Source organism: Blautia sp. AF26-2 (genome assembly GCF_003460955.1).
Lineage (GTDB): Bacteria > Bacillota > Clostridia > Lachnospirales > Lachnospiraceae > Fusicatenibacter > Fusicatenibacter saccharivorans.
In genome coordinates, this window is the sequence record NZ_QTWD01000001.1 from 27952 (window position 1) to 46392 (window position 18441).

The 18441-nt window shown below is 45.2% G+C and carries 26 protein-coding genes; all 26 read left to right on the forward strand.

The features are described from left to right. Positions 1 to 53 precede the first annotated feature (53 nt). The 26 genes from DWY63_RS00170 (at position 54) to DWY63_RS00295 (ending at position 18429) form a co-directional block, all read left to right on the forward strand. A complete protein-coding gene (locus tag DWY63_RS00170) occupies positions 54 to 1010 on the forward strand; it encodes a rolling circle replication-associated protein (RefSeq protein ID WP_117800661.1) in 957 nt (318 codons plus the stop codon). Then, positions 967 to 1689: a lytic transglycosylase domain-containing protein gene (locus DWY63_RS00175; protein ID WP_243001810.1), complete on the forward strand. Its 723-nt coding sequence runs from the start codon at positions 967 to 969 to the stop codon at positions 1687 to 1689. The genes DWY63_RS00170 and DWY63_RS00175 overlap by 44 nt, the downstream gene beginning before the upstream one ends. Continuing rightward, complete coding sequence (locus tag DWY63_RS00180) at positions 1686 to 1994, forward strand: hypothetical protein (protein WP_117800663.1); 309 nt, start codon at positions 1686 to 1688, stop codon at positions 1992 to 1994. Before DWY63_RS00175 ends, DWY63_RS00180 begins: the two co-directional genes overlap by 4 nt. A gap of 111 nt (positions 1995 to 2105) precedes the next feature. Beyond that, positions 2106 to 2612, forward strand: a complete 507-nt coding sequence (locus tag DWY63_RS00185) for a VRR-NUC domain-containing protein (protein ID WP_117800665.1) — start codon at positions 2106 to 2108, stop codon at positions 2610 to 2612. Positions 2613 to 2758: 146 nt separating this feature from the next. Next, positions 2759 to 3538: a ParA family protein gene (locus DWY63_RS00190; protein WP_117800668.1), complete on the forward strand. Its 780-nt coding sequence runs from the start codon at positions 2759 to 2761 to the stop codon at positions 3536 to 3538. 3 nt (positions 3539 to 3541) lie between these two features. Further along, positions 3542 to 4525, forward strand: a complete 984-nt coding sequence (locus DWY63_RS00195) for a DNA cytosine methyltransferase (protein ID WP_117800670.1) — start codon at positions 3542 to 3544, stop codon at positions 4523 to 4525. A 22-nt stretch (positions 4526 to 4547) separates the two neighbouring features. Continuing rightward, positions 4548 to 4943, forward strand: a complete 396-nt coding sequence (locus DWY63_RS00200) for a hypothetical protein (protein WP_243001811.1) — start codon at positions 4548 to 4550, stop codon at positions 4941 to 4943. A gap of 18 nt (positions 4944 to 4961) precedes the next feature. Then, positions 4962 to 6263 carry a ParB/RepB/Spo0J family partition protein gene (locus DWY63_RS00205; protein WP_117800672.1) on the forward strand — a complete coding sequence of 434 codons (1302 nt, stop codon included), beginning with the start codon at positions 4962 to 4964 and terminating at the stop codon, positions 6261 to 6263. 92 nt (positions 6264 to 6355) lie between these two features. Then, positions 6356 to 6928, forward strand: coding sequence for a type II toxin-antitoxin system PemK/MazF family toxin (locus tag DWY63_RS00210; RefSeq protein WP_199607164.1), 573 nt, complete (start codon positions 6356 to 6358; stop codon positions 6926 to 6928). Further along, complete coding sequence (locus DWY63_RS00215; protein ID WP_117800674.1) at positions 6925 to 7518, forward strand: hypothetical protein; 594 nt, start codon at positions 6925 to 6927, stop codon at positions 7516 to 7518. The genes DWY63_RS00210 and DWY63_RS00215 overlap by 4 nt, the downstream gene beginning before the upstream one ends. Next, a complete protein-coding gene (locus DWY63_RS00220; RefSeq protein WP_117800676.1) occupies positions 7511 to 7939 on the forward strand; it encodes a single-stranded DNA-binding protein in 429 nt (142 codons plus the stop codon). The genes DWY63_RS00215 and DWY63_RS00220 overlap by 8 nt, the downstream gene beginning before the upstream one ends. A gap of 23 nt (positions 7940 to 7962) precedes the next feature. Next, complete coding sequence (locus DWY63_RS00225; protein WP_117800678.1) at positions 7963 to 8337, forward strand: hypothetical protein; 375 nt, start codon at positions 7963 to 7965, stop codon at positions 8335 to 8337. Then, positions 8306 to 8749 (forward strand): hypothetical protein, encoded by a 444-nt coding sequence (locus tag DWY63_RS00230; RefSeq protein WP_117800680.1) that lies wholly within the window; start codon positions 8306 to 8308, stop codon positions 8747 to 8749. The genes DWY63_RS00225 and DWY63_RS00230 overlap by 32 nt, the downstream gene beginning before the upstream one ends. Before the next feature lie 316 nt (positions 8750 to 9065). Further along, complete coding sequence (locus DWY63_RS00235; RefSeq protein ID WP_243001812.1) at positions 9066 to 9518, forward strand: hypothetical protein; 453 nt, start codon at positions 9066 to 9068, stop codon at positions 9516 to 9518. A 44-nt stretch (positions 9519 to 9562) separates the two neighbouring features. Continuing rightward, positions 9563 to 10102: a phage terminase small subunit P27 family gene (locus tag DWY63_RS00240; RefSeq protein WP_117800683.1), complete on the forward strand. Its 540-nt coding sequence runs from the start codon at positions 9563 to 9565 to the stop codon at positions 10100 to 10102. Positions 10103 to 10105: 3 nt separating this feature from the next. Next, the gene (locus DWY63_RS00245; RefSeq protein WP_117800685.1) at positions 10106 to 11905 is read left to right on the forward strand and encodes a terminase large subunit; all 1800 of its coding nucleotides are present in this window, start codon (positions 10106 to 10108) and stop codon (positions 11903 to 11905) included. Next, entirely contained in the window at positions 11906 to 13312 is a 1407-nt protein-coding gene (locus DWY63_RS00250; RefSeq protein ID WP_117800687.1) for a phage portal protein, read from the forward strand. Positions 13313 to 13314: 2 nt separating this feature from the next. Further along, entirely contained in the window at positions 13315 to 14142 is an 828-nt protein-coding gene (locus DWY63_RS00255; RefSeq protein ID WP_117800689.1) for a head maturation protease, ClpP-related, read from the forward strand. Positions 14143 to 14162: 20 nt separating this feature from the next. Next, positions 14163 to 15395 (forward strand): phage major capsid protein, encoded by a 1233-nt coding sequence (locus tag DWY63_RS00260; protein ID WP_117800691.1) that lies wholly within the window; start codon positions 14163 to 14165, stop codon positions 15393 to 15395. A gap of 51 nt (positions 15396 to 15446) precedes the next feature. Next, on the forward strand, positions 15447 to 15755 hold the full coding sequence (locus tag DWY63_RS00265; RefSeq protein ID WP_055287252.1) for a head-tail connector protein: 309 nt from the start codon (positions 15447 to 15449) through the stop codon (positions 15753 to 15755). Continuing rightward, positions 15752 to 16069, forward strand: coding sequence for a phage head closure protein (locus DWY63_RS00270; RefSeq protein ID WP_117800693.1), 318 nt, complete (start codon positions 15752 to 15754; stop codon positions 16067 to 16069). The genes DWY63_RS00265 and DWY63_RS00270 overlap by 4 nt, the downstream gene beginning before the upstream one ends. Positions 16070 to 16098: 29 nt before the next feature. After that, positions 16099 to 16548: an HK97-gp10 family putative phage morphogenesis protein gene (locus DWY63_RS00275; RefSeq protein WP_117800695.1), complete on the forward strand. Its 450-nt coding sequence runs from the start codon at positions 16099 to 16101 to the stop codon at positions 16546 to 16548. A 9-nt stretch (positions 16549 to 16557) separates the two neighbouring features. Beyond that, positions 16558 to 16920: a hypothetical protein gene (locus tag DWY63_RS00280; RefSeq protein WP_117800697.1), complete on the forward strand. Its 363-nt coding sequence runs from the start codon at positions 16558 to 16560 to the stop codon at positions 16918 to 16920. A 2-nt stretch (positions 16921 to 16922) separates the two neighbouring features. Next, entirely contained in the window at positions 16923 to 17558 is a 636-nt protein-coding gene (locus DWY63_RS00285; protein ID WP_117800699.1) for a major tail protein, read from the forward strand. 29 nt (positions 17559 to 17587) lie between these two features. Further along, positions 17588 to 17905, forward strand: coding sequence for a phage tail assembly chaperone G (gene gpG / locus DWY63_RS00290; RefSeq protein ID WP_117800701.1), 318 nt, complete (start codon positions 17588 to 17590; stop codon positions 17903 to 17905). 122 nt (positions 17906 to 18027) lie between these two features. Further along, on the forward strand, positions 18028 to 18429 hold the full coding sequence (locus DWY63_RS00295) for a hypothetical protein (RefSeq protein ID WP_242854930.1): 402 nt from the start codon (positions 18028 to 18030) through the stop codon (positions 18427 to 18429). The last annotated feature ends 12 nt before the right edge of the window (positions 18430 to 18441 follow it).

Here is an 18441-nt window from a genome sequence, read left to right on the forward strand (position 1 = left end):
CTTGTAATAGATACTAACAAGTCTACGAAAACATAACAGGAGGATTGTGTCAGATGGCAAGAAAAAGAGGGATGCAGTTTATCCCGTATGATTATGAGGCAGCATATAACAAAGCGATGGAGGATATGCATGAATGGTTCATTGAGAACCTGTTCCAACATCGAAAGAAAGTGATATATGCACTCAAAGAGATAACAGCAGGAGACCAGTTTGAAATTGAGATATATCCACAGTTCCGGAGTATGGATGAAGTACCTCCGGAGGGGAGGACAATTAAGAAAGACAACAACAAGGCTCAAAAGAATCTGAATGACAAGAACGCAAGGAAATACGTTGAGAGGTTAATCAACGAGAATTTCAGCGACCGTGATATTTGGATGACATTGACCTATGATGACGCACACCTCCCGCCGGACGGGGATGTTGATGCAGCAATAAAGAATGTGCAAAAGTACATCCGACGCATCAACTATCAGAGGAAAAAGAGAGGTCTCCCGAATGCAAAATATGTCTATGTGACCGCATACAATCCGGATGCGGAAATCAGATGGCATCATCACATTGTCATGGATGGTGCGTTAGACATGGAGACGGTTGAATCCTGTTGGAAACAGTCAAGCAGGAATGAGGTTCGCAGGTTGCAGACGGACGAAAACGGTTTGTCCGGTATGGCGAATTACATCGTTGAAGAAAAGAACCGTGTTCCGTCGGAAAAGAGATGGAACAGTTCACAGGGATTGAGAGACCCACGAATCAAGGTCGTACACTCCAAACGTCCGGCAGCAGGAGGCAGCTATAAAAAAATAGGGTCATTTGTTGATGGTATGGTCAAAGACAGGGATTCAATACCGGAGATATTAAAAAAGTGGTATCCGGACATGGATTTCACGAACGCAAATGTGTACTATAACGATTTTAACTGCATGTTTTACATACATGCACGAATGAGGAAAAGGAGGCTACAAAGTGAAAAGACGGAAAAGACGGGCAAGACATGCAGGACGACGTGATGCGTTTCATTTGACCATGATTGCGGTATTGATGACGGTGTTGTGCTTGATGATAGTGAACATCAAAGAGCCGGAGCAGAACGAGGAGGAGCAGCCGGAGACGACACATGCGGAAGTGGTGCAGAATCCGGAAACAATCGTGCAGACAGCAGAGGAGACCGAAAGCAAATACAAGGTTTTTGACGGTATGTCCGAGGACTGGGGAAGTGATGACCTTGAGGGATTCGTGCTTTATGAGTTGCCGGAACAGTATGCGGATAAAGGCTATTTTCCGGAGAAAATGCAGATATACACAAGATGTCTATGCAAGCAAAATGACGTTCCCTATGCTCTTGTACTGGCAATCATCGAGCGTGAATCCGGATATGAATTTGACAAGGTCGGAGACGACGGGCAGTCAAAGGGATATATGCAGATATATGAGAAATGGCACACTGACCGGATGAAACGGTTAAGCTGCACCGACCTCATGAACCCATATCAAAACGTGAGGGTCGGGATTGATTTCCTCTCATACCTGCTCAAAAAATACGGAACGATTCAAGACGCACTTGCAGCGTACAACTACGGTGAAAAAGGTGCGAGGGAACATTTGTGGAACAATGGCGTGTATGTCTATTCGTACAACAGTGCAATCATGCAGAGAATGAAAGAGATTGAGGAGGTGGTCGGGAAATGAGTTTTGACTGGCGACCGGAATCAAAAGACAGGTATTTCAGAAAAGCCGAGGCAGCAGTCAAGGCAGCGGGATTCGATGACATCCTGCAAATCAGCAAAGAACAGTTTGCAATCACGAAAAGCACGGTCAAGGTGTATTTCAAGCCGATTCCGAGAGAGGGAAAGACCCGCCGATGGTGGGAGGCAAAGAAAAGCATCGCAGGGATGCAGGAGCAGTCCGGAGGGCGTGACGAGTTCGGCAGGAAAAAGAAAACCATTTTTATTCATGCCTATATGGTTTTAGAAATGGAGGAGCAGGACAGGTGAGGGCAGGAGAAATCATTGAAAGAATAAGACACATGCTCAAGGTCAAGGACTGCAAACATGTATGTCTGTTCTGTGAATATTATGACATGTGCAAAGAGGAGGCGAAAGCGAATGAACATGAGATATGCAAAGAGAAGTGAGGACACGGAGCAAATCAACGTCGTGTCATGGGCGGGGTGGAACATGAACCGTTATCCGGAATTAAAGTGGTTGTTCCATGTGCCAAACGGAGGCAGCAGAAACAAGCAGGAGGCAGTCAAATTCAAACAAATGGGTGTCAAAGCGGGCGTTTCTGATTTGTGCCTCCCATATCCGAAAGGAATTTATTGCGGACTGTTTATCGAAATGAAATACGGCAACAACAGACAACAGGACACGCAAAAAGAGTTCCTTGCAGACATGGCAGCAGCAGGACATTTCGTCGCAACCTGCTATTCAGCGGAGGAGGCGGTTAAGGTTATTGAGGAATACTGCAAATTGATGAATCACAAAATGGGAGATATTGAAATTGTCATACCATTGGAAAACAGAGAGGCATTAAGAAATATAACAATGAGCATCCCGAACAACAGCATCCTCAAGGACGGGAAAATCAAGAATAGAGGAGAAAAGCGATGAAAGTATTGATTGCGTTAGGTATTGCAACGGTTGTCATGCTTGCGATGGTATTTCTTGCGGTGATTTTATTCGTGGCAGCAGTTGCGGTCGATATAGCGTCCGAATTTATGGACTAAAAAATATAACAGGATAACAGGAGGAAAAACATGAGAATTATTGCAGTAATGTCACCAAAGGGAGGAATCGGGAAAACGACGACATCCGATTCAATCGCCTATATGTTAGGCGAGGAGCAGGGAAAGAGAGTGCTTGTGTTAGACGGAGACCCGCAGGGCGATACATCAAAGACATTCGGAGTGTACGAACCGGGTGGAATCGGCATGAGCGAATTGCTTGAGAAACATGAGTGCGTCGGAGGTACATATAAAACAGGCGACTTGATTCGACCGACAGAGTATTCACACGTTGACATCATTCCGGCGAATGGCTATCTCATGAAAACGGACATGAATTTGCTACTCAAAGAGGAGGACAATCAAGTTACACGATTGCGTGAGGCGTTGGAGGAGGTAGCGGACGCATACGATTATTGTATTTGTGATTGCGGTCGACTGCTTGACATGGTGGTCATCAATATCCTTATATCGGCAGAGTTAATCATTGCACCCGTAAAAGTTGGAGGATATGAAATCGAGGCATTGCAGAACCTTGAGGAGCAGATTGAGGATTTGAGAGACATCAATCCGGATTTGAGAATAAAGGCACTCATGACCATGCGACAGAAAAATAAAACCTCTCTTGAGGTTGAGGAGTGGTTGAAAGCAGATTCCGGATTTGATATGTTTGTCACTCCGGTTCGCCGTTCCATTGTTGCGGAGAAATCAACAACGGCAATGATACCACTCCCGAAATTCTCAAAGCGTGGAATCGTGTCTCAAGATTACAGATGTGTTGTGCATGAGTTACTCAAGGAAATGGAGGGGTAAGGCATGGAAAACGAGACAATACAAATCCTTGAGTTATTCGGAGGGATTGGGTCGCCTCGATGTGCCTTGAGAAATTTGAACATTCCAACGAAAGCAATCGACTATGTGGAAATCAATGAAAAGGCGGTGCGTTCGTACAATTCGATGTTCCGTGAGGAATTGGCATATAAAACACAAACGGTTGTCGGATGGAATCTAAAACCGGACATTCTGATTCATGGCTCACCTTGCCAAGACATGAGCATTGCAGGACATCAAGGAAAAGCGACAGGAGAGGGCAGAATCAACCGAGGCAAAGGTTCAGACGAGGGGAGCGGAACACGTTCCTCTCTCATGTGGGAGACAATACACATCATTGAGAATATGGGCGAATGGAGACCTCGTTATGTGATATGGGAAAACGTGAAGAATGTGAAATCAAAGTACATGAGACCGAATTTTGACAGATACATGGTTGAAATGGAGCGGTTGGGATATACGAACAATTTTGAGGTACTGGATGCGAGAGAGTTCGGATTGCCACAGGCAAGAGAGCGAGTGTTCACAGTTTCTGTTCTGAATGGAGAAAGATTTGAGTTTGATGACCTTATAAGAACACCGATGCGAAACTTGCAGGAGTTTCTTGAGGATGATGCAAGTGTTCCGGATGTTTACGATGTGACACAACCGTCTGTACTTGCATGTATCGGAGAAAAAGGCATCCGCAGGGCAACGGTTATCAAAGATTGTGCATATACCATCACAACGAGACAAGACCGGACACCTGCACAGGTCATCGACCGAGGCGATGGACGCTATCGTTATTTGACCGAGCGTGAATGTTGGCGATTGATGGGTTACACGGACGAGGATTTCGACAGGGCGAAAGCAGTGCAGGAAAGAAACGGAAAATATTACAAAGCATTATATGACCAAGCAGGAAACAGCATCGCCGTTCCAATATTCGAGAGCATATTCAGAAAAATTATTTTGCATGAGGTCGCATAAGACCGGAAAAGGAGGAAAACACATGGGAAATATTGTGAAAACAGCAAAATGCAGATTCTGCGGTCAAATGACGCAGATTGAGGCAGACGAAGAACTGACAGCAGCACAGGCAGAGGAACAGGCAACAATGACATGTAACTGCACAGATGCGGTTGAGTATCAGAAAGAGAAACAGAGGAAAGAAAAGGCGATGCAGAACGTTGCTGCACTGTTTGGAGAGGCAGCAACACCGGACAAGAGATGCGGAGAGGGAATTGTGAAGATTCTCAAGGCAGCAGTTGAGGAAATTTACACCGGAGGACTGGCAAAGGTCACGTTGAACCTCCGTGGAGGCGTGAAAGCCTCTATTTCGCAGAACAGCAAGGGTGAAATCAATGTCGAACGCACCGAGACAAAAAAACAGAAACTCACAGAGTAATAACAGGAGGGTGAACAGATGGCAGCAGGATTCAGCGTGAAAGACGCACTCAACAAGAACAGCAAAGCAGGGATTGACGAATCTCCGAGAGCAAGATTCCGCACAAAGGACATTTCAATTTTCAAGATGTACCGCAATGACATGAATTTTTATAGTGTTGCAGACATCGAAGAACTGGCAGGAGATATCCTCCTGTCCGGTTTGAAACAGAACCTCGAACTTGTATATGCACCGTGCGAAAAAGGCGAATACAGAATCGTCGCAGGTGAAAGACGTTGGGAGGCTCTCAAGTACCTCGTATCAAAGGGATATAAAGATTTTGAACTTGCAACCAGTAAATTGACCACACCGCAGGACGATGACGAGGAGCAGGTTGAAATCATCATCGCCAACTCATACCGTTCAAAGACCATTTCCGACATGATTGAGGAGGAAACACGCCTCAAGGCATCTCTTGAGCGTATGAAAGCAGCAGGAAAGAAAATCAAGGGATATGACCTGCAATCCGGACGATTGAGGGATGTGATTTCCTCAATGCTGCATGTGAGCAAAACAAAGATTGCACAGATTGAGGCAATCAATAACAATCTGATTCCGGAATGGAAAGAGGAACTCAAGAAAGAACGCCTCACATTCTCCGCAGCTTATGAATTGAGCGGAATGACGGAGGATGAACAGCGTGAGACACTGGGGAAATTTTCAGAGACCGGAGAACTGACACACAAAGAAGTGAAAGACATGAAAGAGGCGAAAGCAGCAGGACAGCAGGTGTCAGAATCCGACACGGAAGAAAACGGCATGAATCCTCCGGAGGCAAGAGCGGGCGACGATTATGAGACACCGCATCCGGAGGGAATCACATCAATCTGTTATTCCTGCACCGAATATGAGACATGCAACGTCAAAACCGAAACATGCACCTCATGCGACCAGCACAAGAACCGTACAGAGGCATACAAGACCGACGAGCAGAGATATTCAGAGGAACAGGATGCAATCGACCGTGAGACAAAGAAAAAACTCCGTGAGATGGAGCAGGAGGAGAAGATGCAGAAACTCCCGTCAACAGCACCGGAGGAAATAAAGACAATCAGAGTGTCACAGGACAAATTCGAGGAATACACGGGAGAATATAGAAAACCGTACATGATAACAAAAGACGACGGATTCAAGGTCGGAAATGTCGTTAAATTAGTAGTATTTGCAGCAGGCAAAGCAACCGGAGAGACAGCAGACATGAGAATCACATGCAAAGACGATGACATCACATGCAGCGGACTGTCAGACGGTTGGTGCGTTATCGGTTTAGACGTGGCATAGAGGAGACAGAATGAGTTATAAACAGAGACACCCGTATTTGATGCAGCTTGCATATATCATCAAATACAGTTTGAAGAATTGGAGGAAAAGACATGAATAACATCAAAAGAGGCGAAATGTTCTATATCAGCAGAGGGGGGGTGTCGTATAGCGGGAGCGAACAGCACTCCGACCGTCCGGCGGTCGTTGTAAGCAATGACAAGAATAATGAGAACAGCAATGTCGTTGAGGTTGTATATATGACCACGCAGCCGAAAACAGACCTCCCGACACATGTGACAGTGAGGTCGACAGGCAGACCAAGCACCGTTTTATGTGAGCAGGTCTATTCGGTATCGGCAGAACGCATCGGAACGTATATCGGAGAGTGTTCAGACAAAGAGATGGAGAACATCGACATCGCTCTCATGATTTCCTTGCAGCTTGACGGCAACATGAAAACCTCGAAGAAATACAACGAGACAATCAAAGAACAGCAGGAGGAAATTGACCTTTATCGCAAGAAGATTCAAGCGATGCAGGAGGCGTTGAAAGAAAAGGAAAATGAAAAGCCGGAAATCACGGCATCATCAGAGGAGACAATCAGATTACAGACAGAAAGAGACACATACAAGACCATGTATGAACAGTTACTCAACAGATTAGTGAATGGAGGAGCAGCATGAACAAAAGTACATTAAAGGCAGAATTTATCAATGCGAAAATCAAGGATGCGAAATACATCGGAGTGAGTATCAAGACGGAGGGCAGCAGTCAGCCGGAAATCATCATCAATCCGAGAGAGAATTTCGATGCGAAATTTGATTATTACATGGAGGCATACGATGACGATTTGATTCTGATTGCAGCAAAGGGCAAAAAGGACATCCGCATCGTGGCAGCAGGACACGGAAACCGATTCGAGGACATTGAAAACCAGTTAATCGGGGAAAAGGGCAAAGGTTGGAGAGAATTGATTGCAGGAGCGATTGACAACGCCTATGACCGTTTGATTGCAAGCACACCTCCACAGACGGAGGAGGAAAAGACACATTGCGAAATGATAAAAGAGGCAGTCAAGGGAATGTTCATCAATGAGAGCAGGACGGCAGCGGAGGCAGAGTTCATCAAGACCCATATTGTTGATTATGAGAAAATATTCGATGTCTGCATGAATGGCGATGACCTTGAGTTCAAAAAAGGACTTGTCAGATTGCAGAAAATGCAAAATGAATATGTGATGCAGAGAGAACGGGAGGAAACGGCAAATGAATAAAGTCATATTGATGGGGAGACTTACAAGAGACCCGAATGTCAGATATACGCAGCAGAACAGTTCACAAGAATCCATGTGCGTGGCACGTTACACACTGGCAGTCGACCGCAGAGGTGCAAGAGACGGGCAGCAGTCAGCGGATTTTATTTCCTGCGTTGCATTTGCCAAAAACGGCGAATTTGCAGAGAAGTATTTCAAGCAGGGAACAAAAATTGCTATTACGGGCAGGATTCAGACAGGTTCATACACCAACAGAGACGGTCAAAAGATATATACGACCGATGTTGTGATTGAGGAACAGGAATTTGCAGAAAGTAAGAAAGCAGCAGGAGAACAGGAGCAAAATGCGGGTTATACGGATGCAGGTGACGGGTTCATGAGTATTCCGGACGGCGTTGACGAACAACTCCCTTTTGCGTAAACGGAAAGGAGGAGCGTGATAATATGGGAATTATGAGCATCGTGAAAAACGTGATTGAGCATTTCAGAAAAGCCGGAAAGACAGAAAATGAGATTTCGGGAATGATTGAACAGGCAGCAGACAGGGCGACAGTCAACAAAGGCGTTACAGAAAAAAAGGAATATAAAAGACCAGAAATCAAGGTCGAAACATCGGCAGAACAGTTCGTCGAGGCAGTCATGCAAACGGGTGTCACAGCGGAGCAGGTAAAAACGGCAATTATGAAAATGTGCGATTCGCAAAGATGCACAAATCGCCAAAACACGAATAACTGGCGTAAAATGCACGGTCTGCCTATGAGAAGAAAGCAGAAAGTGAGGAAAAAGCATGAAAGAGGAAAAAGAGCAGACAGTCATTGACAAAACTCTGCTATATCTCGAAAACTATCGTGAAATGGAGCGGTACATCAAAGAGGCGGTATCAGAGACCTCTCAAGTGCCGGATATAGACAAATACAACATATCAGCAGAAAGAGCGTTCCTGCAATCGGTCAGAGAGTGCCGTGCAGAGACGGTCATTCTGTTCGAACATCTCAAACAGGCTCTTGCATCGCTCGAAGAGGATGCAGAGGCAGCAGGTGAGGGGTACAAGTACGACGCACTTGAGGCAGTTTATATCAAGGGCAAGACATACGAGGATATAGTAAGGGAAACAGGATGCGGACGCAACTCACCGAAAAAGTGGTGCAAGGTCATGATTCAACGCCTGTCAATCAAATTATTCGGTGCAAAAGCGATTGAAAATGATAAAAACGGAGTGAAAACAGGGTGAAATGAGGGTGAAAATAGGGGTAAAAAGTGGGTGAACAAAAGGCAAAATAAACGTGATAATATGTTAGCGTGAACAGTTGAGACGAGCGATTGCAGATATGCAGTCGCTTTTTTCTTGCCTGTTTGCCCTCCTGTTATATGCGGGTAAGTGTACACAGTAATGTGCATAACTGCCCGCCTCTTGTGGATAACAGGACAGGAGAACCAAGAAAGAGAGGAGAACGCAGATGCTTTTGAAATCATGCAGGTGTGGCAAGTTGATTCCGCAGTCAGTAAAGATGTGCGAGGAATGTGAGCGACGGCAGCAGTCGAGACACATGATATACAACAACACACGGCGAGACAAGAGAGCAGCCGAGTTCTATGTGTCAAAGGAATGGCGGGCGATGCGGGAGCGTATCATTGAGGTCTATGACAACGTGGATATATACGCATTGTATGTCGAGAATGAACTACTCACATGCGAACCAGTACACCACATAGTTGAACTTGAGGACGACTGGGAACAACGCTTGAATCCGTTCAACCTCATACCTCTCAACCATAAGACACACAACACAATCACGGCTCTGTATAAGCAGAGCAAAGCGAGCATGAGAGCAACACAGAAACAGTTGAGGTCACTGATTGAGTACCACTTTCGAGAGGCAGGGGGATATAAAAAAGTTTTGTGCGATTCATTTCTAGTCGCACCCCCTCTTTTGTTTGGAGAAAACTCCCCACGGGAATTTCAGCAGAAAGGTACATCCGAAAGGGGTGTCAGAATGTGACACAAAATCACTGAAATGTTGACGGAAAGGGGGTTTGTTGCTACATGGCAGGACAGAGACAACCCACGGATTTGGTTGTTATGAACGGGCGAAAACACCTCACAAAAGCAGAAATTGAGGCACGAAAAAACGCCGAGGTTGTAGCACCGAACGACAAAGTGAAACCTCCGTCATATTTGACACCGGAGCAAAAGAAAAAGTTCCGGAAGATTGCGAAAGAATTACTTGAAATCAAACTGATTGCGAATGTTGACTGCGATGCACTGGCGAGATTACTCATTGCACAAGACCAGTACATCGAAATCACGCAGCAAATCAGAGCAACTCCATTGATGGAGGATGTTCCGGTATATGAGACAAAGACGAATCCGGACACGGGAGAAAAAGAACGTGTGCAGGTCGGTACAAGGCAGGTCGTGAACGGTGAACGTGAGCGTCTCATGATTATTCAAGACCGCTGCATGAAACAGTGTAGGCAGGGAGCATCAGATTTCGGACTGACAGTTTCCTCCCGCTGCCGTTTGGTCGTACCGAAACCACAGCAGCAAAAGCCGGAGAACAAATTTGCGAAATATGCAAATTAAGGCATGGCAAAAGCAGGAGAAACACAAGACCGCTGCACACAATACGCCCTTGATGTTGTATCGGGCAAGATAACAGCCGGAGAATATGTCCGTCTTGCATGTCAGAGGCATCTTGACGACATCGAAAAATCGAAAGCAGCACCATACAAATACTATTTCGACGTTGAAAAGTCGGAGGAAATCATCAATTTCGCAGAGGAATTGACTATTGCAGAGGGTGAGGAAAATGAGCATGTGACGGCATATCCGTTCCAGTGTTTCATTTTAGGGTCACTCAATGGATGGAGAACAAAGGAAAAGTCATACAGACGATTCAGAACATCCTATGTGCAATTAGGGCGACAGAACGGAAAATCGTTCATCAATGGTATTTTGGCGTGTTATTACGGTAATTTCGACGGGTACAAGTACGGAAAAATATTTTGTACGGCTACAAAGCAAGACCAAGCGAATATTGTTTTTGACGAGGTCGCAAAATTCATCAATTCCGACGAGGATTTGTCAGAGTGGTTCAAGGTTCATGACCACAACCACACGATTGACTGTCTGTTGACACATTCGGAAATCAAAGCGTTGTCCGGAGACACAAAGTCACTCGACGGACACCGTGCATATTTGGGAATTGTCGACGAGTACCACGCACACAAAACAAATCAGATGTACAAACTGCTTGAGGGTGGTATCAAGAAACTCAAGTCGGCGTTGATTTCGGTCATCACGACAGCAGGATTCGACCTCAAGTCGCCGTGTTACAAGTTATATGAGTATTGCTGCAATCTACTCAAGGGAGTTTTTGAAAACGACAGTCAATTTGTGTATATCGCACAGATGGACGAACACGACGACAGATACACTCCGGAAAACTGGATAAAAGCGAACCCGATTCTTGAGTTTGACCGAGACGCACTTGAGAACCTCATTCCGATTGCACACACTGCCCGTGATATGGGCGGGGAGGACTTGAGAGATTTCCTCGTAAAGCAGTTGAATATGTGGATGCAGTGGTCAAATTCACTGTATATCAAGGACATTGCATCATGGAAAGCATGTGCCGTTCTGAAATCACTCAAGGATTTCAGAGGGTCAAAGTGCTATGTCGGCGTTGACTTGTCATCCGGAGGCGACTTGACATCAATCGCAATCGTGATTCCGTTCATGGTAGAGGACACGAAAAAATATTTTGTTCACACACATTCGTTCATTCCGTCCTCAAGGGTGGATGAACACATCAAGACCGACAAAGTACCATACGACGTATGGATTGAAAAAGGTCTTGTGACGGTAACGGAAACACTGGGAGGAATCAAGACAGATTACAAATACATCATCAGATACCTTGAGGATTTAGTGAGGGAATACAACCTCAAACCGCAGTTGATTTGTTACGACCCGCACAACGCATCGGCGTTCCTGTCAGACCTTGAGGCGATGGGATTCGATTCAATCTCTGTCACACAGACAGCAAAAGAATTGAACGATGCGACCGTTGATTTCAGACTTGAGATTCTTGCGGGCAATGTGGAGATTGAGGGAATGGAAGTCGGCAAAGAGGGCAACAAGATAGTTGTTCCGGTTGACAGCCTGCTTGTTTGGTCGATTGCGAACGCAAAGACCATTTCAAACAACTACGGCGAAATAAAGATTGACAAGGACATCACGACAGAACGAATAGACCCGATTGACGCTATCATCGACGCATGGAAACACGCAATGAAAGAGGAATACCGTCCGGATGTGAACGAAACTGTCAATGAATGGCTTGAACAATATGAAAAATACATGAAGAAAGGCGGTGAGAAATAAATGAATCCGTTTCAGAGATTAGGAGTAAAAATTTCAAATTGGTGGAGAGGCGAACCACAGAACGACGGAGGGAAAATGACATTGAACTCACCGTCGTTCCTTGAGCGAATAGGATTGAAAAGAAAAGGGAAACCGACATCAGAGGTCACATATTTCACTTGTCTCAAGATGCTGTCGGAGACCCTTGCGAAAATGCCTATCAAATACTATCAAAAAACGGACAAGGGCATCATCGAGGCAGAGGCGACGGACACATCGAAACTGCTATCAAAGAGACCGAATCCGTTTATGACACCGACAACATTCTGGAACACAGTTGAAATCAACCGCAACCATTACGGAAACGCCTATGTGTATATGCGAAAGAAATTTGACCGCAAGAAATACGGCGGTGAAATCAAAATCGTTGATTTGTGGGTCATGCAGTCAAATTGTGTGCAGATAGTCGTCGATGATGCGGGAATATTCGCAGGAGTTGGGCGTTTGTGGTATGTCTACACAGACCCGACATCCGGTCGTCAATATGTATTCAGTACAGACGAGGTGATGCATTTCAAGACATCATTCAGTTTTGACGGCATCACAGGACTACCAGTGCAGCAGATATTGAGAGATACGGTTGCAGGTGCATCTGAATCACAGGCGTTCATGAATAACTTGTATGAGAGCGGTCTGACAGCAAAAGCGACACTCGAATACACAGGAGAGTTGAACGAAAAGGCAAAAGAGGCACTTGTCAAATCGTTTGAGGAGTTCGGCAGCGGGGCAAAGAATACGGGAAAAATCCTGCCTGTTCCGTTGGGAATGAAACTCACACCTCTCGACATCAAACTGACCGATTCACAGTTCTTTGAATTGAAAAAATATAATGCATTGCAAATCGCAGGTGCGTTCGGAGTGAAACCGAATCAAATCAACGATTATTCAAAGTCGTCGTACAGTAACAGCGAAATGCAGCAGTTATCGTTCTACGTCGACACAGAACTGTTCATCATCAAGCAGTATGAGGAAGAAATCAATTATAAGATGCTGCCGGATGAAGAATCAGACGACGGATATTATTACAAATTCAACGAAAAGGTACTGTTCCGCACCGATTCAAAAACACAGATGGAGTATTTGAGAAACGGTGTCGGTGGAATGATTATCAAACCGAATGAGGCAAGACGTAAACTCGACATGGAAGATGCGGAGGGAGGCGATGTCCTACTTGCAAACGGTAGCATCGTACCGTTGACGATGGCGGGTGCAGCATATTTGAAAGGTGAATCCGAGCGGGAGAACACCGATGAACCGGAGCAACCGGAGGAAGAAACAGAGCCGGACACAGAGCAGCCGGACACAGCAACAGAACCGGACGAAACCGACACGGCAGAGGACGAGACTGACGAGGAGGGAGGTGAATAAGCATGGGAAAGAAAAGACGTTTTGATTTCACAAAGAAAAATAAACGCAGCGGAAAAGTTGAGAATGTCGGCTATTTGGATTTAGAGCAGGACGAGGAACAGAGCAGATGTTCCTTGTATTTCTACGGCGACATTGTATCGGCGACATGGGAATCCATGTGGTACGAGGAGGACAGATGTCCGCAGGACATCGCAGATTTCCTCAACCAGTTAGATGGATATGAGGACATTGACATCTATTTCAATTCCGGCGGTGGAGATGTATTCGCAGGACTGGCAATTTACAACCAGTTAAAACGATACGACGGACACAAAGTCGGATATGTCGACGGAATGGCAGCATCTATCGCATCAGTCATCATGTTCGCATGTGACGAGCTGCATTTTGCAACAGGTGCTCAAGCGATGATTCACAAACCGTTATGCATGGCATACGGAAACGCAGACGATTTCAAGGCAGTTATAAAGCAGTTGAATCTCTGCGAGGATTCGATTCTTGATGTCTACATGGAACATGTGCAGGAGGGTGTCACAAGAGACAAGATTCAGACCCTTATGAGCAATGAGACATGGTTCGACAGTAAGAAGATGCAGCAGTATTTCGATGTTGAAATCGAGGAAAAGGCAGCAGTTGCAGCGTGTGCATCTGACTTTTTCGAGAAATACAACAATATTCCGGAGGCACTCAAAGGAATCGACACAAAGGACATTGTCGATGCAGTAATTGCAGAACTGGAAAACCGGAACAATGCAGCAGCAGAGGCAGAGAAACAAAGAATCGAGGCAGAAAAACAGCAGATTCTTGATGATTTATACCTTTACGGTATGTAAGAAATGGAGGACAGAAAGTCATGAATAAGGAATTACAGAAGTTATTAAAGCAGATTAACGACAAGAAGAATGAAGTCAAGAGCCTTGTGAACGATGGAAAACTCGACAAGGCAAAGGCAGCAAAGGAGGAACTCAAGGAGTTACAGAACAGATTCGACCTCCTCTATGATTTAGACGAGGACGAGCAGGAGAACATCGAGGACAAGGTCAGCAGTGGAACTGTAAAGCAGGTCGGCGGTGCTACAAAGCCGGACAAAAAGAACATCGTGAAATCATTCGTAAACATCGTCAAAGCCGGATTCCTGCACAAAGAGGCAGACGAGGCAGACATCGCAGTGTATAACGCCACAATCACATCCGACACATCCGACAAAGGAGAGGGCGAGGTTGGAATCGGTGTCACAATTCCGGAGGACATCAGAACAGACATCATCGAACTGCGTCGTTCATCCGACAACCTTGAGCAGTATGTCAATGTCGAGGGTGTAACAACCAAGACAGGAACACGAAATATCGAGGTTGATGCGGATTCAACACCGTTCGACAACGTGGACGAGGCTGCGGATTTTCCGGAGATGGACGAGCCTACTTTTGTGCAGATTGAGTACAAAATCAAGAAAAAGGGTGGAATCCTCAAGATGACCGCCGAACTGCTTGAGGACACAGCGTCCAACATCATGGCGTACATCAACAAATGGATTGCTAAAAAGACAAAGGCAACCCGTAACGCAATGATTCTCAAGACCCTCGATGCGATGACAAAGGGAAAAGAGGTGACAATCGAGAACCTCGACAGCCTCAAGGATGTGTTCAATGAGGATTTAGACCCTGCAATCGCAGCGGGAGCAGTTGTCATCACTAATCAGAGCGGTTTCAACTATCTCGACAAGTTAAAGGATAAGGACGGCAACTATATTTTACAGAAAGACCCGACACAGCAGACAAAGGGCAAGTTGCTTTTTGGCGAATATCCTATCATCAAGTTATCAAAGAAAACTCTTGCATCCGAGAAGATTATGAACAGCGACGGTCACACAATCGACGGGTACAAACATCCGGTATATTGTGGCGACTTAAAAGAGGCAATCACACTCTTTGACAGAAATGTCCTCACAATCGACCTCAACGACAAGGGTACAGGATTATGGGATAAGGACTTGACAGGTCTCAAGGTTCGTGACCGTTTCGATGTGCAGCCTGTTGACAAGGCAGCAGTCATCAAGGGTCAGATTACAGAAGTTATCAACGGGTAATATGGCAGCAGGGCGGTGAATCCGTCCTGCTAATTGAAAGCAGGTGAGAACATGACGGATGAAGAAAAAGAGAAGTACAGAGGCGGTCTGATTGCTACATGCAAGATATATTGTCACATCGACTATGATGACGACATTGAAATCCTTGAATTGATGCTTGACACGACACTGGATGAAATGACGGAACTGATTCCGAATTTCGACCGGAACAACCTCACAAGCCGTCAAAAACTGCTTGCATTTATGTCCGTGAAAGAACTGTACGACAACCGTGACAAGTACCGGAGCGACACAAAAACGCTATCCGCTGCCGTTTCCTCCATGTTACTGAAAGAAATATACGGAGGTGCAGCAGAATGACGGGGAGAATCAAGATAATTCGTAAGACAACAAGCGTTGTTGATGGCAGACGGCAGCAAGAGAAACAGGAATTTTTCTCATGTTGGTGCGATGTCAAGAGTTTGGGAACAAACGAGAAATACAATGCCTTGCAGATAGGTCTTGAGAACACGATTGTGTTTGAAACGAGAGCCTGCGACAAGATGGAGGAAATCAGATTGAATCTGAAAGAGTTCTATGCAGTGTATAAAGGCATTGAGTTCAAGATATATGATGCGTGTCCGATGTTCACAGACGACAGGAAATATCAGTTGAAATGCAGAGCGGGAGCATAGTGTCATAATCTGACACCGGAGGTGATGCAGTGAAAATTGAGATGGAATTTCAAGGTTTGAAAGAACTTATGAAAGCATTTGAGGACGCAGCAAGCGACGAGGACATAAAAGAGGTCAATCAAAAGATTGTCAAGCAAAGCGAACCAGTCGTGAAAAACATCATGTCCGGTAAGATTCCGAAATCGGCAGACATCAAATTATCCGGTAGAGGCTTCGGTTCAAAGTCATCCGTGACATCACATGCAGCGGACAGCATACCGATGGGAGCAGTCAAAATGAAAGACACAGGAGCAACAGCAGATGTCGGATGGGAAAAGTCGGACAATAGCGAACACTTTTATGTGAAATTCATAAACTGGGGAACTATCTATCAACCGCCTCAAGAATTTATTTACGCAACAGGGCGTGAGGCAGATGCGGAACTGCAAAAAATCGCAGAACAGGAATATCAATCCTATTTAGACAACACATTGAAATGAGGTGAGAGCATGAGCAGCAGTCCGGACATCATCAAAGATGCATCCGACGCATTGAAACCTATATCAGACAGAGGAATCACTGTGATGCAAGGATGGTATGACAAAGACATCCATGACAGACATGTGACATTGTGGGATTTGGGAGAAAATGACGAGAATTTTTCGGACGACGATGCAGAGGGAGTGACGCTGTCAGTGCAGGTCACTATATTTTCAGAAAGTGACGAGGTTGAACTGGCAAGAGAAATCAAGTCAATCATGAAAGAAAATGATTTTTCGTTTGAGGGCAGGAACGGAGACGATTCCAAGCCGGAGGACGGAATCTATATGAAAGCACAAAGGTTTTCAAAGTTTTATGAAATGGAGGAATAGACATGAGCGAAACAGTAACACAGGTTAGCGAGACAGAACAGAAGATTGTCAGAAGTAGAACATGCGGTTGTAGAGATTTTTACATCGCAAAACTCACACAGAATGATGCAACGGGGTATGTAGCAGGTAAACCCGTAAAACTGGCAAGAGCAATCAAGGCGAAAGTTGATGAAAAATGGAGTTCGGAGAAAATCTACTCTGACGACGGAACAGAGGAGGTCATCAATTCATACGAGGGAACTGAAATCGAACTTGAGGTCAACGCCCTTGCACCACAGGACAGACAGATTCTTTTCGGTCAGTTGTATGAGAATGGTTTCCTCGTAAAGACGGCAGACGACAAAGCACCGGAGGTCGCTGTCGGATGGAGAGAAAGAAAACTCAACGGAAAGTATGATTTCAAGTGGTTGTATGCCGGAAAGTTTGCAGAGGGAATCAGCGAGGAGGCAAGCACAAAAGAGGGAAAACTGTCTCCGACAACAAAGAGCGTCAAGGGCTCATTCTATGAGAGAAGTCTTGACAATGCATATGAGATTTCTGTTGATGAATCAAACCTTGTAACAGAAGATACAAAGGCAGCAGAGGCAATCAAGGCATGGTTCAGCAAAGTGCAGGAGAAAAACGGCGGTTTAGGCTAATAAGAGGACATATAACAGGAGGATAAATCATGAAAAGAAAAATTATAGTCAACAACAAAGAGTTTACAATGCCGAAAATGTCAATCGACACATACACGGAATATCTCGAACTTGCAGAGGTTATCGACGCAAAACAGAGGTATTCAAAGCAGGACATTGAGGCGATGGGTCTTTTTATCTGCAAAGCATACGGAGACCAGTTCACCGTTGAGGAATTAAAGAATCCGGAGACTGGACTTGATGCAGCAGGTTTGATTCTTGAGTTCCAGTTCATCGACATGGGAATTGCAGACGAACTCACCAAGAGAATGGAGAACATCGAGAAAAATTTTCAGAGTGGCAAGTGATACCGGAAATCGAGGTCACTTGCAGAGGTGAGAGACTTTTCATCAATTCCGTAACGGTAGAACAATATAAAAAATACATCAGTCTCATGGAAAAGAATGACACGGAGAGATTCTCCGGAGTGATGTTTTTCAACAAAAAGATAATGCAGGAGATGTTCGGGAATGAATTGTCGCTTGCAGCAGTCGGGGAGATTGATGCAGTTGAATTTCTGACGGCAATCAAGACGGTTCATTTCATCATGCAGAACATTGTTGCAGAGAAGATGTTGAACATTGTCGAGGTTGAACAGGTGGAAAAAGAGGCATCCGCATTCGATGACTATGACCGTGAAAATGGATATGAGGACGAGGATGAACAACCGGAGGAAAATCAATGGAAAGTCTGCGGGGAAATTGTTGACCGTGTTGTTAAAATTGCGATTCGGCTATTGAAAAACTCATACAGTCAATGCATGAAAGAGAACATTGTCACGTTGTTGGACTACCTAAAATTTGAATTAGATACAATCAACGAAAATCAGTAAGAGAGGAGGCGA